The sequence below is a fragment of the Pseudanabaena mucicola FACHB-723 genome (genome assembly GCF_014696385.1).
Taxonomy (GTDB): Bacteria; Cyanobacteriota; Cyanobacteriia; order Pseudanabaenales; family Pseudanabaenaceae; genus Pseudanabaena.
In genome coordinates this window covers 40,240-54,339 of the sequence record NZ_JACJQB010000014.1, presented here as the reverse complement: position 1 = coordinate 54,339, position 14,100 = coordinate 40,240, and the positions used below count along the sequence as shown (strand labels likewise).

Below are 14,100 nucleotides of genomic sequence, written 5' to 3'. Positions count from 1 at the left end.
ACCCTGTTTTTAATCTTTGCTTTGAAACTATAGCAAAGCAAGTTTTGCTGAGGAAGAAGATGAGTTGCGGCGCAAAGCACTGCAACTCATCTTCTGGTTTTAATTTGCGAGACTAATTGTTTTGCGATCGCAACGGCTCGCCAGAGTAAACAAGATTTCTCTTCTAGATGATCAGGGACATCTTCCCCTGATTCTTCCAGAAAATCGATGACGATTTTACGAGCATAACTGCCATAGGCAACCCCAGCAACAGGAATGTTGGCTTGGCGTAGTTTGGTGACAGTGCTAGCATTTGTGCCGCCTGCGAGTTGCACAAAACCAAGGGGTAGCTGAAAATCTAGAACCTTCTGCCCTAGTTGCAAAGCGGCACGGGTTGCCCCATCGCCAATGTCACCACTCATCGGTCTACCATCGGTCTGCCAAATTAGCGATCGCGGCTGCGGCTGCATTCCTGAAAGCAAAGACATCAAGTAATCTCGCAAGTTTTCGCAATCTGGGAAACTAACCGCCATCAACTGAAGTTTGGGAATCACTGGACTGAGACGCTGCCAAAATGCGGAAAATTCTTTAGTGCGGTTAGGTTGTGTATGAATTTCGATCGCATCAATTTGTTTATTCATGATGAGATCAAAAATATCTTCAGGGACATAAACCTGTTCGCGGGTATGAATTATTTGCTCTGGACAGATTGGCAAGCAACGACCGCATCCATAACAAAGGTTAGATATAACCCCATTGTAATCATTACCAAATTTAATTGCTGTGGTGGGGCATACTTTCTCGCATGGTCTGGGGCAGTCTGGGGGGCAAAGTTGTGGATCAAAAAAAGCTTTCCGAAAATGCGGATCTTCGCCATCATTAAAGCTCACCATTACCAATGGCGATCGCGTTGCGCCTAAATCGATAGCGGCGGCGATGCCCTCCCTTGCGGCAGCGATGGTGGCTGGATCGGGAGCCATGTCGATGCAGTCGGCTCCTGCCAAGGTGTAGATTAGGGCAAGATGTCGAATTGCGGGTAAGTGTTGATAGCTAGCGCCACAAATGAGCTTAAACCACTGTTGCGATCGCAAAGATTCGATTGTCATTTTTATTTTTTATTTAAACCCGTCAAGGATGTCACTATCTAAGCGAATAGATACGGCTTGCTTTGTTATTGGCATGATCATTTTTGCGTTTTTCCAAAAGTGATCATCTAACTCTGGGATATCTGAAGTATCAATTTATGCATCGGTGATATTTTGAAGTTCTTCAAGGCGATCGCGTGAGATGGTCACAGTATTTTATCCTTTCTTTTTAGCTTTAAACTTTTGCCATTAATGACATCACTATCAAAAAATATTTTCTTCACTGATATTTTTCTTCTAAGTAATTAATATATTGCTCTTTACTATCTGTCTCAGGTGGTTGAATAACACCAACTAGTTTAGATATCCAAAAATTTGTGACATCTGTTGATGTTTGATTGTCTGCGAAGTTTTGGGTTTCTTGTTGAATAGAAGTTAGTAAGGATTGTACGAGTTGCCAACGTTCTGGCAATGGTAGTTTAAGCGCTTGGGCTTGCAGACTTTTGGCATTCATAAAAAAATTCGCCTATAGAGACTTAATTAGATTTTACCAGTTTCATAAAACTAGAGAGGTGATAGCGTTAAACCTTTACCATGAGGGAGTTAAGCAGGTTGGTCTGTTTGCTTTCTGCTGCGTCAATTTGTTTTTCTAGCTCGTCGCAAAGGGTCATGAGCTGATCGATTTTGGCAACAATGCGATGTTGTTCGGCGAGGGGAGGGAGGGAGATTTGAAATTGTTCTAAAACTTTTTTGCTTAATCCTTCACGGGACATTCCAACCTGTCTTGACCAAATCATAGACTGTCCATAAGGTGATATCAGTAAGCAGTGGATAAATTTTCTTATTTCAGGATTAACACAACGAATTATCGTAACGTGTTGACTGACATTTGCTTCTTTAAAATCATCTGGCACTATTGCACATCTACCTATAGAAGCGCCAGTAATATTTAGAAGAATGTCCATAGACATTACAGTTGTTGCTGACATTTTACTGTGTGTTTCTTCTGATATAAAAGCAACATCATCAAGCTGTATTCTATCATTCCAAATATTTTGAGAACGTATAAAGGGAATTCCTTCTGTCAAATAAGATTCTTTACCTCCACGAGGAGTACTTCCAGATCCTATTTTTGATACTATTTCGTCTAATCTAACCCATTCCCAACCATTCGGCAAATCATAGGGAACCTCATCAGGTTTAATTTCTGGCAAAAGTTTAGAAGCTTTGATTTTTCCTTCTTTGATTAGTTTTTGTTTCTCTTTTTCAATTTCCTTTAACAACTCACTAGCAGGGCGATCGCTAGGATCTTGGGGGACCAGCTTACCCATCACAGCAAGTTGGAGTATAGCTTTCCGTAGTTCCGCTACATTTTCTTTGACCGAATAAAGCTCGTCGAAATGTTGGGTGATGAAATGCCATGAGGTTTGGAAATCGCTGTGATCTTTGGCAGTTAATAAGCGATTTAGGGCAGCTTTATGGACGGTGATTTTTTTGCGATCGCGTTCTGTTTTTAACTTTTCCAGTTCATCACATCGCGCCATCAATTCATCAATTTTGGCAACAATTCGGCGTTGTTCTGCGAGGGGAGGAAGACCAATAATAGTTTCACCAATAATTTCTGTATTTAGATTTGGCTGTCCTTGACCTCTTGATGCTTCATGTAAAAAATAATACGTTTTTGAAGAAAGAAAATAATAGAAAAAAGGCTTGTATAACGCTGTATTCAAAAAAATAAATGCTGCAATTCCATCATTAAATGTTGTTTGAAAAGTGCATATTTTAGGGATTCCAAGTGTAGCACCACTATTCGTTAACATTAATGTATCTGGCGGAACCATTCGAGTTTTGTGTAAACCAGCTTCCTTAATTGAGTATGTGTACTTGGATAAATACATTTCATTTTTTGCCGTTAAATCACCAACTTTTAGAAATGGAATATGACCATCATAAAATCTTGGATCTCCTGCGGGTCTTGGGGAGCCACCTCGAACTATATTAGTAATCTGTCCTAGTCTCACCCATTCCCAACCATGCGGTGAATCGCATAGAACCTCATCAGGCTTAATCTCAGGCAAAGGCTTAGAAGCCTTAATCTTGCCATCCTTCACCAACCGACTTTTCTCCGCCGCAATCTCCTTTAACAACTCACTCGCAGGCTGATCAGCCTCATCTTGTGGCACTAACTTCCCCTGCATCGCCAAAGACAAAATCAACTCGCGCAGCTTCTTAATTCCATCAGGTGCAGCAAAAGCAACATCGAAGTATTGGTCTAGGAGATTGGAGAGAGACATTTTTTTGAGTAATGAGTAATGAGTTTTGAGTAATGAGTAATGGGGAGAGTTTTTTTGAGTAATGAGTTTTGAGTAATGAGTAATGGGGAGAGTTTTTTTGAGTAATGAGTTTTGAGTAATGAGTAAGAAGTAGACAAGAATTACTCACTACTCATTACTCGTTACTCCTTACTCACTATTTATTACTCACTACTCGTTACTCCTTACTCACTATTTATTACTCATTACTCATTTTCTGTTTTAGCCTATTAATAGTCGTAGTCAGTATTTTAATGATTCTTTCATTTTCTTCGATCATGCTGACAAACTTGGCTGGTGAGACAATATCAGACTTGATCATAATAGTGATCCAGTAGAGAGTTTCATTAGCCTCCTTCAAGGCAATAGAGTATTTGTTAATAAAATCCTTGGTTGATTGTGCATACTTTGCCTCCGAACAGTTAGCCCCAATCGAAGTACCACTTCTTAGAAACTGTTTCGACAAAACTTTCCCCGCATCATCAAAAGACCTCTTATTAAGCTCACAATAAGCCTTAATCACACGAACCGCAAAATTTTCTGTGCGTTCTTGAATACTAAGGGAGTCCATGGGGGGTGAGTAATGAGTTTTGAGTAATGAGTTTTGAGTTTTAAGTGATGAGTGATGATTAAGGAGTAGATAAACATTATCTAATACCATTGATCATTACTCAAAACTCATTACTCATTACTTCCTACTCATTACTCATTTCTAGCTTTGCCAAAGTTTAGCCGCAGTTAAATCTAGTTCTCCCAATAATGGCGAAGCGATCGCCATCTCTCCTGTAAATACCAACTCATCATAAAACCCCTCAACCCATTGCAAAATCGTCAACTTTTGCGCGATCGGGTCAACAATCCAATATTCCATAATTCCCCTCGCCGCATACTCCGATCGCTTATAGCGATAGTCTCGACTCTCCTGATTGGGGCTAACAATTTCCACTACTAACAACGGTGGCGGCATCTCCATCAAAACCAGCGATCGCGTTGCCCCTTGCATCGCCGCTTCCAACTCCTCCGAAAAAATCACCAAATCAGGCACACGCACCCCCACCCGTCGGCTATGCACTGCAATTTCCGTCTTCATCCTTAACCGCCCATAGGAAATACCCAACTGTAAAAAACAGGCAACCAAGAACATGGCAATGCGTTGATTGATCTCACTCTCCGAAGCCATCTCAATTAATTCTCCATTCTCCAATTCATACAAAAACTCGGTATCACTACTGAACTCAAGAAACTCCGCAAAGGTCAATTTCTTTACGGGTGCTTGATTTGTAGACTGAGATGTTGGTTTTACTTCAGCGATCGTCATAGTCATTAACTTGATCTCCTATGCGCTATAGCTTGATTATGCCTTGAAATAATTAGATTTGATTCCATTAACTGCCCCCACGATGCAAAGCATTTACCAGTTCTCGCTTGAGTGCATCCTGCGCCGCCTGCATTTGATTAGCGATTTCTAAATATTCCGCCATCAACTCATCAGGCTCCCCATGATTAACCATCACCTCATGGGGATTTTTGCAATCGAGATTATAGTTACGCGCCGCAATCTCCGCCGCCGAAACCTTCCACGCATACTCATTCACCTTGCGCCCCTTGCGAGACTTGCCGCCCCACCAAATCTTTTCGCGATCGAACTCCGCGATCGTGAGCGGCTTAGACCGTGAATAGGACTTGTAACCCTCTGGATAGGGATGCTCAAAAAACCACACATCCTTAGTCGGGTCACCCTTCTCAAAAAAGAGAATATTCGTATTAATGCCCGTATAGGGACTAAACACCCCCTTTGGTAAGCGCACAATCGTATGCAAATTAAACTCCTCTAGCAATTCCCGCTTGAGATTAGTTTTTGTTCCTTCACCAAACAAGAAACCATCAGGCAAAACTACCGCAGCCCGTCCCGTTTCAGGCTTGAGCAAGTGCATAATCAGAGCCATGAATAGATCGGCAGTCTCGCGAGTCTGGTACTTCTTAGGAAAATTGCTCTCAATGCCATCCTCCTCCATGCCTCCAAACGGTGGATTTGTAATCACAATATCTACCCGATCCTTGGGTGTGTAGTCCCGTAATGGACGCTTCAAGGTATTGTCGTGGCGAATATTTGTCGGCACATCAATGCCATGCAACATCACATTCGTCATCGCCAACATATGCGGCAAAGGCTTCTTCTCTACCCCATTGATATTTTTTTGCAAGTTTTGTAAATCCTCAGCCGTCTTTGCCTGCGCCTTGAGATGATCGATCGCATTCACCAAAAATCCCGCCGTACCACAGGCAGGGTCAAGCAACTTTTCGCCCAACTTCGGATCGAGAGTATCCACCATAAACTGCGTAACGGCGCGAGGTGTGTAATATTCCCCCGCATTTCCCGCCGATTGCAAATCCGCCAAAATCTTTTCGTAGATGTCATTGAATAGATGGCGATCGCCCGATGAGTTAAAGTCCACATCACTCTGAATGCAGTTAATCACCTGTCGCAACAAAGTCCCCGACTTCATATAGTTATAGGCATCCTCAAACACCGCGCCCACAACCCTGCCGTGCGGCGACACACCAGCAGCCGTCGCCAGCTTTTTCAACTCAGGAAAAAGCTGGATGTTTACAAAATCCAGTAACTCTTCCCCCGTTATCCCTTCAGGATTCTTTGCCCAGCTAGACCACCGCAACCGCTCAGGCAATGGCGACTTGTAGCCAGAAATTGTAAATTCCCACTCCTGTTCCTTATCATCAAAAATCTTCAGAAACAGCAACCACACAATCTGGCTAATGCGCTGAGCGTCACCATCGACACCCACATCCTTACGCATGATGTCCTGAATACTCTTGATTAACGTTGCGATCGCCATAATTGTCTAACTAGAATGCCTATGAGATTATAAAGCTATGCAGAAGCGCATAAGGGAGAATACAAAGATGAACAGTATCCAAATTAGAAATCAAGCCAAACAATACATTGACGCACTTTCTCCCGAAAGCCTGAAATTTGTTAATGATTTTCTTATTTATTTAGTCACACAAGAAGCCATTAGAAATACTGCTAATCAGATAGATAAAATTGAGAATGATGCTGAACTCAGTGCCTTAGAACTAGCAGGGGATTTAGTTGGCTGTTTAGAAGCCGCTTCAGATCTATCAACGAACAAAGAATATTTTCAGGGCTTTGGGGAGTAATGAAAACCAAAGTTATTTTGGATACGAGTCCGTTAGTAGCTCTGATCAACAAAAGAGATAATTATCATGAATGGTCAAAGCAACAGTGGGCGATGATTAAGCCGCCTCTATTGACTTGTGAAGCTGTAATTACAGAGAGTTTTTTTCTGCTTCGTAATACTCACGGCGGTCAAGAAACAATTCTCAAATTGCTTGAGCGTGAAGTTATCACTATAGATTTTGATTTGGAAAACGAGTTGATAGAAATCCAAAGATTATTAGCGAGCTATAAATCAGTCCCAGTATCCCTTGCAGATGCTTGCCTTGTGAGAATGTCGGAAGTGCAAAGCAGTAGTTCAGTATTTACCCTAGATAGCGATTTTCAAATTTATCGCAAAAATCGCCATGAAATCATCGATCTCATTATTCCCAATAGCTAGGATAAACGGCGCAAAGCGCCGTTTATCCTAGCTATTGGCTCAATCTAAGCACTATAAAGCGATCGCTTTAACTCACGCACAGCCCTTTGATAACCATCTAAGCCCCCAAAGGCGCGGACAATTTCCATCGGTGTTCCGATTTGGCTAAAAGGGGCGATCGTCAAAACTTGGTTCTCCTCGATCTGGGCAACTCCTTCATCTGCATATTTATCCAAGAGCGCATCTAGCACCCGCTTAGCTTGCTCGCCATACTCCGTAAAATAGTTGCGTTTTTTAACCCGTTCTGCCCTCTCCTTGCGGGTTAGAGGCGGCATATCCCAAACAATATGACAGAGCAAATCAAAAGGATCACAGTCGCGACCAATTTCATCAGCCAGAGCCTCAAAGAATATACCTTCCTGTGCCAACTCATCAACGATCGCCTGTTTTTTATCGGCACTGCTCCAACATTTCAAAAAGTCATCTAGGGATGCAAAATCCTTTGCGATAGCCTTGCGGGTATAGTCTTTCAGCGACTCTGTAATTAACTTTCCCTTCGCATCAAAATACTGCACCCGTTCCGCCGCCACCTTGACCTCGACATTCGCCACCACATAGCGCCTAAACGATGGATCGGCGATCGGTTCTGTAAAGTTATAGGAAGAATTACCCGCTTCTCGAAATCTTGTCTCACCTTCCTCAATTACATCTTGATAAACATTCATTTCATCCTCTGGCAAATCTGGCGGCACTGGTGATTCATCAGCCTTTGGCTCATAAATTTGCACTGGATCGCCATCAAAATTAGGGTCAGCAAATAGTTCGGTATCTTTTCTAAAATCCATAATCGTGAAATAGAACTTGCCATAGTCCTCATTAATCCGCGTCCCACGACCAATGATTTGCTTAAACTCGGTCATCGACTGAATCCTTTGATCTAAGACAATCAACTTACAGGTCTGAGCATCAATACCTGTCGTCATCAGTTTTGAAGTCGTGGCAATCACAGGATATTTGGACTCAGGGAAGATAAAGTACTCAAGCTCATTTTTTCCCTCTTCGTTATCCCCCGTAATTCGCATCACATAGCGCGAATCTGCTGCCAAATCTGGATTCTCATTAACTAACGCTTGACGCATCCGTTCCGCATGGTCAATATTTTCACAAAACACAATCGTCTTATCAAAGCGATTAGTAGCTTTTAGGAACTCGCTCACCTTCTTTGCCACTAACTTGGTGCGCTGTTCCAACACCAAATTTTTATCAAAGTCCTTCTGGTTATAAACCCGATCCTCAATCTCATAGCCATATTTATCGACCATCCCCTTATCAGGTCGCCAGCCTGTCAAGTCTTTATCAATATCAATCCGCACTACCTTATAGGGCGCAAGAAAGCCATCATTAATCCCTTGTCGTAGTGAATAGGTATAAAGCGGCTCACCAAAATAATCAATGTTAGAAACTTCTTTGGTTTCCTTGGGCGTAGCCGTTAGTCCGATTTGGGTCGCTGACGAAAAATATTCGAGGATTTGTCGCCATGCCGAATCCTCAGCCGCACTACCCCGATGACATTCATCGATCACAATTAAGTCAAAGAAATCACGACTAAATTGCTTATAAATATTCTGGATATCCTCAGTACCAGTTACAGCCTGATATAACGACAAATAAATCTCATAGGACTTATCCACCTGTCGCTTCTGGATTTTAGTCATTGTCGAGCCGAAGGGTTTGAAGTCATTAACCATCGTTTGGTCAACCAGAATATTGCGATCGGCTAAGAACAAAATCCGCTTCCTCGTCTTCGATTTCCAAAGCCGCCAAATAATCTGAAAAGCGGTAAAAGTTTTACCTGTCCCCGTTGCCATCACTAGTAATAGGCGATTTTGTCCCTTAGCGATCGCCTCAATCGTTTTGTTTATCGCCAATAGTTGATAGTAACGCGGAGTCTTATTAGACCCATCGCTGTAATAGTCCTGCGTGATAATACTATTTTGCGCCTCTGTCATACCTCGATGCGCTGACCACCATAGCCACAGCAGATCGGGTGAAGGAAATTCATCAAGGCTTAGTTCTCGCTCGATAATTCCATCATGGGCAATTTTGTTATGAAATAAAAAGCCATCGCCATTGGAGCTAAAAATAAAAGGAACTTCCAGCATTTCGCCATAGCCTAGCCCTTGCTGCATTCCATCCCCAATGGCATGGTTATTATCCTTGGCTTCAATAATGGCGATCGGGATATTCGGTTTGTAAAACAGGACATAATCAGCACGCTTGTTTTTAGCACGGGTATGTAAATTCCCCCGCACCAAAACACGCCCATTAGTCAGTGGAAATTCTTCGCGGATCTGTGTAGCAATATCCCATCCCGATCGCTCCAGAGCAGGAGTGATGTATTTGGTACAAATATCACGCTCAGAAAATTGCTTTTTATCCATGATTAAATTCTTAGGCTTGGTATGAAGTATAGCTGTAGTCCTTGAGCTCTATCCATTGAACAAAGTCTCGATCGCACAAACGCGGCACATCTGCCAACGGTTAATTTCACCAGTTAGGGCAGGACGACCACAGCGAGGACATTTGGGCATTTGGTGCGTGCGTTGTTTCATCACTTCTTGCCAACGCTGAAAGGCTTCACTGGCAGTTTCAGGTGGTTTGGGTATTTGGATTACCTTTGCGGGTGCTGATGGCGCAGTTTTATTATTTGGTGGCTGAATTGCGATCGCAGGTGGCAAATAACTAGGATGATCTTCTGCCACAACTTTGCGCTCCTTTAGGGTTTGCTGCTGCGTCGCCCATTTTGCTGTTGAAAAATGAATATCCTCAATCGCCCCCGCATTTCCCAGCAAACTATTAATCTTTGCCAAAATCCGCAACCGCTCAAAACTCAGAGCCTGTGACCATACAGCGTTCGACACCGCCACTTGCAAAGCCTTTTGATAAACCCCAATCGGGCAAGTTTGTTTCGCAACCGAATCCCCCACAATTTCTGACCATCGTTCCACAATCAGCAAATATTGCCCCCGCTGTTGCCAACTAGTGCGGGATTGGATGTTTCGCAAAATATTTGGTAATCCTGTGAAGGACATGTCTTTGATAGCCAAATATAGCTCTGCTATGGTTTGGTACTAGGTTAGCATTATCCCTTCTAAAACCAAGAATCGAGAGGTGGCGCAATGCATCACTTCTCGATTCTTGGTTGCCAGACTGGCAACAGCTATACAATCTGTTGCTTGCCACTCCAAACTCAGTTACGATCTAACAACGCATTTGCAAATATTCTCAAGATTTAATTAAACAGCTAATGACTCTGCAAACAGATATCGATACCGCCGCCGCTCAACTCAAGGGCAAGACTCCACAAGAAGTCTTGACATGGGCGCTTGGTAAATACGAAAAAATTTCCCTCGCCTCAAGTTTTGGTGCAGAAGATGTGGTGCTGATCGATATGCTCGCCAAGATCAAGCCCGATGCCCATGTATTTACCCTCGACACAGGGCGCTTGAATAGCGAAACCTATGATGTAATCGCCAAGGTGCAGCAAAAATATCCGCAACTCAATTTGCGAATCATGTTTCCCCAAGCAGAGGCAGTGGAACAGATGGTGAGTCAAAAGGGTATTAACCTCTTTTATGACAGTGTGGAAAATCGCAAGCAATGCTGTTATATCCGCAAGGTTGAACCACTGGGTCGAGCCACTCAGGAATTAGATGCTTGGATCACAGGCTTACGTCGTGATCAAACCGCTAACCGTTCGAGTATGGAAACCGTTGAGCTAGATGCCGATCGCAATATTGCCAAAATTAACCCCCTAATCGACTGGTCTTTTGATCAGGTTTGGGACTATATCCGCGCCAATGATGTCCCCTACAATGCCCTCCACGACCAAAACTTCCCTAGCATCGGTTGTGCGCCTTGTACCAGAGCCGTAGAAGCAGGTGAAGATCTGCGTGCTGGTCGCTGGTGGTGGGAGATGAGTAATCAGGAATGTGGATTACATGTCAGTAGCGATGGCACTTTAGTCCGCGCTAAGGGACAAGCCTAGACTTTTGTTGATCAGCCGATTGGTGGTACAAAGCGCCGCCAATCGGCTTTTTGATAGGTGATAAGATTTGGGCAGACAGAGACAACCTATGCGTAAAACTACTATGCAATATCGTGATTGGTACTTTCGAGGATGGCGATCGCGATATGGCTTTCTGCGATCGCAAAATGTCCATAGTCAGAAGCCGCCGATCCTGCTCATCCATGGATTTGGCGCAGCAATCGATCACTGGCGCGACAATATCCCCGCTTTAGCCGAAAATCATACGGTTTATGCAATCGATCTAATCGGTTTTGGTAATTCTGAAAAGCCACCCACCAAATATTCCATCCATTTATGGGTAGAACAGGTTTGGCAATTTTGGCACAAATTTATTAATGTGCCGATGGTCATCATTGGCAACTCCATCGGCGCACTCGTATCGGTAATTGCCGCCAGTCAGCATCCACAGATTGCATCAGGCGTAGTCGTGATCAGTTTGCCAGACATTGCTGCTTTTAACGATATGGTTCCCAAGGCACTGCAACCAATCGAACGCACGGTCAAAGCAATTGTGTCAGGTTTACTCGTCAAGCCCCTATTTCATTTAGTGCGCCAACCTTTCACAATTCGACTAGTGCTAAACAGAATCGTCTATTGCGATCGCAGTCGTGTCGATGATCAGTTGGTAGAAATTATTGCCGCCCCTGCCCGCGATCGCCAAGCTGCCGAAGCATTTTTACGACTCAATCGCAGTATTAATCAACCAAATTATTCCCCCAACTTGCCCCAAGCCCTTGAGAAGTTACAGGCTCCACTATTAATTTTGTGGGGCAGCAACGATCGGCTGATTCCCCCAGCAGAGGGTAAGCGGTTGGTAAAACATGCTCCTAACGCGACGCTAATCTATCTCGAGAATCTTGGTCACTGCGCCCATGATGACAATCCTCAAAGGGTCAATCATGAGATTGTAGGCTGGCTAACCTCATGATTTCATCAAAAAGTTATAATATCGAGAACATTAACTAACTTTTGTCGTCTTATATCTGCGCTGTTAGGCATGGCTAAATTCCGAGACATGACTAAATAACGATCAAAAAGGTTTATGTGGATGAATCCAAACATAATATCTCAGACCTACCAAGCGATTGAGAAGCTATGGCAAAGAATAATCAGTATCCCGTCAGATATTGCTTTGTTTATTAGTAATCTTGATATGGTCGAGCGAAGGATTCTGTATCCGCGCTATCAAAAATTTCTCCAAGAATATCAACCCCTCATCAATAGCCCACTGGATAACGAATGGAAAATTGTTAAAGAATTGAAAGCATATGGTGTTGCGATTACTCATTTGGATGATTTAGCAATTCCCCATAGCGATCGCTTTTTGCAATCGGCGCAGAGCGTTGCCAAGGAACTCCAATCAGCGACAAAGCTACCTGTAAACTTGGGCAAACATACCCTCAATATCAGTGCCGAGCAAGTTATGCGTTACCCTGAACTATTTATTTGGGGTGCAGATATCAAGCTGTTACGGATTATTGAGAACTATCTCAAGTTACCTGTTGCCTATGATGGTTTGTCCTATTACTACAGTCTGCCCGATGGTAAACAAGCAGGGCCTCGCAAGTGGCATCGGGATAAAGAAGATTGGCAAATTGTCAAAGTGGGCGTTTATATAAATGACGTGAATGATGACGGTGGCCCCTTTGAATGTGTCACGCCTGAGGTAAATGATTTTTTATGTCAGGAATTATTGTCTAAATCTTGGCGACGCTATAAAACTGCCCTGCATGAAGATATTGAGGCGATGTTGCCTGAAGAGTTACAAAAAAACTGGTATAAAAGCTGCACAGGCAAGGCTGGCACTGTCATTTTTGTGGATACAGCTCGCTATTACCATCGTGGCAAGCCCCCCAGCAAGTTTGAACGCGCAGCGATATTTTTTGGCTATTGCAGTCAGAAACCCCGACATCCCTTTTTCTGTGGCAGATCGCCTCTATTAGCGAGCCAACTGCAATATATGGCGAGTCTTTTGCCAGCAGATACTCGTGACTGCGTGACTTGGCGCGATCGCTTAAAGGGCTTGGGCAAATGGATTCCCAAAAATCGCCTCAAGGTTTAGCCCCAACGAAATACTGCTGAACCCCAGCTTAGTCCTGCGCCAAAACCTGCGATCGCAATTAGATGATCATTTTGAATTTTGCCAGCCCTAACCCATTCATCAATTGCGATCGGAATTGATGCAGCCGAAGTGTTGCCATACTTACCCATGTTACTGACCGCTTTTGCAGGATCGATGCCAAAGCGATTGACCACCGCATCAATAATGCGTTGATTGGCTTGATGCAATACTAACCAATCAAGATCATGGACTTCGTACTTGGCATGGTGCAGGGCTTTTTCAATGACTTCAGGGACACGGCGCACTGCAAAGCGATAAACCTCTTGACCATTCATGCTGATTGGCTCAAAGGTGCTGCGCCCTGAATAATTGATATTTAAAAATTCATTGCCCTTGCCATCACTCCGCATCTCGAAACCGAGCAAATTATTGGCAGATTTGTTGTCACTGCTTGCCTGTAAAACCACAGCGCCAGCTCCATCCCCAAATAAAATGCAGGTGCGGCGATCTTGCCAGTCCACCCATCGGGATAGGACATCAGCACCAATCAACAGGACGTTTTTGTAAACGCCTGTACGGATATATTGTGAGGCAGTGACTACGCCAAAGACAAATCCAGAGCAAGCGGCCACCATATCAAAGGCAACGGCTCGTTCTGCACCTAATATTTTTTGTACCCGTCCTGCTGTGCCAAACAAATCATCGCTGGTGGAGGTTGCCAAAATAATGAGGTCAATATCTTCAGGATTTAAACCTGCGGCGGCGATCGCTCGCCCTCCTGCCTTGGCTGCCAAATTCGCCACTGAATCTTCTTCACCATCGGCAATATGGCGCTCTTTAATCCCTGTGCGTGAAGCGATCCACTCATCGGTGGTATCGACCATTTGAGCAAGATCATGATTGGTCAATACGCGATCTGGAAGCGCAGAACCGCTTCCAATAAAACGTACTCCAAGAAGAGAAGATTCAGGATTAGACATTGGCTATATTTGAT

At 43.7% G+C, this 14,100-nt stretch carries 14 protein-coding genes; 5 read left to right on the top strand and 9 right to left on the bottom strand.

All coding sequences use genetic code 11. The annotated features are described in order from the left end of the window. Window positions 1-86 precede the first annotated feature (86 nt). From ldpA to H6F41_RS09180, 6 genes are all read right to left on the bottom strand, one after another. Entirely contained in the window at window positions 87-1,085 is a 999-nt protein-coding gene (ldpA, locus tag H6F41_RS09205; protein ID WP_190403181.1) for a circadian clock protein LdpA, read from the bottom strand. A 259-nt stretch (window positions 1,086-1,344) separates the two neighbouring features. Then, window positions 1,345-1,578 (bottom strand): hypothetical protein, encoded by a 234-nt coding sequence (locus H6F41_RS09200; RefSeq protein ID WP_190403180.1) that lies wholly within the window; start codon window positions 1,576-1,578, stop codon window positions 1,345-1,347. Between the two features lie 67 nt (window positions 1,579-1,645). Next, the gene (locus tag H6F41_RS09195) at window positions 1,646-3,358 is read right to left on the bottom strand and encodes a restriction endonuclease subunit S (RefSeq protein WP_190403179.1); all 1,713 of its coding nucleotides are present in this window, start codon (window positions 3,356-3,358) and stop codon (window positions 1,646-1,648) included. A 217-nt stretch (window positions 3,359-3,575) separates the two neighbouring features. Further along, entirely contained in the window at window positions 3,576-3,947 is a 372-nt protein-coding gene (locus tag H6F41_RS09190) for a four helix bundle protein (protein ID WP_190403202.1), read from the bottom strand. Window positions 3,948-4,088: 141 nt separating this feature from the next. Further along, entirely contained in the window at window positions 4,089-4,700 is a 612-nt protein-coding gene (locus H6F41_RS09185; RefSeq protein WP_242022982.1) for a Uma2 family endonuclease, read from the bottom strand. Between the two features lie 61 nt (window positions 4,701-4,761). Beyond that, window positions 4,762-6,231 (bottom strand): type I restriction-modification system subunit M, encoded by a 1,470-nt coding sequence (locus H6F41_RS09180; RefSeq protein WP_190403178.1) that lies wholly within the window; start codon window positions 6,229-6,231, stop codon window positions 4,762-4,764. 67 nt (window positions 6,232-6,298) lie between these two features. Here H6F41_RS09180 and H6F41_RS09175 point away from each other — a divergent pair, with 67 nt between their 5' ends. Together H6F41_RS09175 and H6F41_RS09170 are read left to right on the top strand one after the other, a co-directional pair. Further along, a complete protein-coding gene (locus H6F41_RS09175; RefSeq protein ID WP_190403177.1) occupies window positions 6,299-6,556 on the top strand; it encodes a hypothetical protein in 258 nt (85 codons plus the stop codon). Then, window positions 6,556-6,975, top strand: a complete 420-nt coding sequence (locus tag H6F41_RS09170; RefSeq protein ID WP_190403176.1) for a type II toxin-antitoxin system VapC family toxin — start codon at window positions 6,556-6,558, stop codon at window positions 6,973-6,975. The genes H6F41_RS09175 and H6F41_RS09170 overlap by 1 nt, the downstream gene beginning before the upstream one ends. 44 nt (window positions 6,976-7,019) lie before the next feature. Here the strand turns inward: H6F41_RS09170 and hsdR are convergent, their stop codons facing one another. Both hsdR and H6F41_RS09160 read right to left on the bottom strand, forming a co-directional pair. Continuing rightward, the gene (gene hsdR, locus H6F41_RS09165; protein ID WP_190403175.1) at window positions 7,020-9,395 is read right to left on the bottom strand and encodes an EcoAI/FtnUII family type I restriction enzme subunit R; all 2,376 of its coding nucleotides are present in this window, start codon (window positions 9,393-9,395) and stop codon (window positions 7,020-7,022) included. Window positions 9,396-9,443: 48 nt separating this feature from the next. After that, on the bottom strand, window positions 9,444-10,061 hold the full coding sequence (locus tag H6F41_RS09160) for a DciA family protein (RefSeq protein ID WP_190403174.1): 618 nt from the start codon (window positions 10,059-10,061) through the stop codon (window positions 9,444-9,446). 200 nt (window positions 10,062-10,261) lie between these two features. Between H6F41_RS09160 and H6F41_RS09155 the strand changes: the two genes are divergently transcribed. From H6F41_RS09155 to H6F41_RS09145, 3 genes are all read left to right on the top strand, one after another. Then, the gene (locus H6F41_RS09155; protein WP_190403173.1) at window positions 10,262-11,002 is read left to right on the top strand and encodes a phosphoadenylyl-sulfate reductase; all 741 of its coding nucleotides are present in this window, start codon (window positions 10,262-10,264) and stop codon (window positions 11,000-11,002) included. Window positions 11,003-11,090: 88 nt separating this feature from the next. Beyond that, window positions 11,091-11,972 carry an alpha/beta fold hydrolase gene (locus H6F41_RS09150; RefSeq protein ID WP_242022981.1) on the top strand — a complete coding sequence of 294 codons (882 nt, stop codon included), beginning with the start codon at window positions 11,091-11,093 and terminating at the stop codon, window positions 11,970-11,972. A 120-nt stretch (window positions 11,973-12,092) separates the two neighbouring features. Further along, the gene (locus H6F41_RS09145; protein WP_190403172.1) at window positions 12,093-13,106 is read left to right on the top strand and encodes a phytanoyl-CoA dioxygenase family protein; all 1,014 of its coding nucleotides are present in this window, start codon (window positions 12,093-12,095) and stop codon (window positions 13,104-13,106) included. On the opposite strand, the gene H6F41_RS09140 is transcribed toward H6F41_RS09145, so the two are convergent. Further along, on the bottom strand, window positions 13,103-14,086 hold the full coding sequence (locus H6F41_RS09140) for a beta-ketoacyl-ACP synthase III (RefSeq protein WP_190403171.1): 984 nt from the start codon (window positions 14,084-14,086) through the stop codon (window positions 13,103-13,105). The genes H6F41_RS09145 and H6F41_RS09140 overlap by 4 nt on opposite strands. Window positions 14,087-14,100 lie beyond the last annotated feature (14 nt).

Bases quoted from the DNA above. Each gene is read 5' to 3' on its own strand.
- ldpA (WP_190403181.1), bottom strand. From the start codon at position 1,085: ATGACAATCGAATCTTTGCGATCGCAACAGTGGTTTAAGCTCATTTGT.
- H6F41_RS09200 (WP_190403180.1), bottom strand. From the start codon at position 1,578: ATGAATGCCAAAAGTCTGCAAGCCCAAGCGCTTAAACTACCATTGCCA.
- H6F41_RS09195 (WP_190403179.1), bottom strand. From the start codon at position 3,358: ATGTCTCTCTCCAATCTCCTAGACCAATACTTCGATGTTGCTTTTGCT.
- H6F41_RS09190 (WP_190403202.1), bottom strand. From the start codon at position 3,947: ATGGACTCCCTTAGTATTCAAGAACGCACAGAAAATTTTGCGGTTCGT.
- H6F41_RS09185 (WP_242022982.1), bottom strand. From the start codon at position 4,700: ATGACTATGACGATCGCTGAAGTAAAACCAACATCTCAGTCTACAAAT.
- H6F41_RS09180 (WP_190403178.1), bottom strand. From the start codon at position 6,231: ATGGCGATCGCAACGTTAATCAAGAGTATTCAGGACATCATGCGTAAG.
- H6F41_RS09175 (WP_190403177.1), top strand. From the start codon at position 6,299: ATGAACAGTATCCAAATTAGAAATCAAGCCAAACAATACATTGACGCA.
- H6F41_RS09170 (WP_190403176.1), top strand. From the start codon at position 6,556: ATGAAAACCAAAGTTATTTTGGATACGAGTCCGTTAGTAGCTCTGATC.
- hsdR (WP_190403175.1), bottom strand. From the start codon at position 9,395: ATGGATAAAAAGCAATTTTCTGAGCGTGATATTTGTACCAAATACATC.
- H6F41_RS09155 (WP_190403173.1), top strand. From the start codon at position 10,262: ATGACTCTGCAAACAGATATCGATACCGCCGCCGCTCAACTCAAGGGC.
- H6F41_RS09150 (WP_242022981.1), top strand. From the start codon at position 11,091: ATGCGTAAAACTACTATGCAATATCGTGATTGGTACTTTCGAGGATGG.
- H6F41_RS09145 (WP_190403172.1), top strand. From the start codon at position 12,093: ATGAATCCAAACATAATATCTCAGACCTACCAAGCGATTGAGAAGCTA.
- H6F41_RS09140 (WP_190403171.1), bottom strand. From the start codon at position 14,086: ATGTCTAATCCTGAATCTTCTCTTCTTGGAGTACGTTTTATTGGAAGC.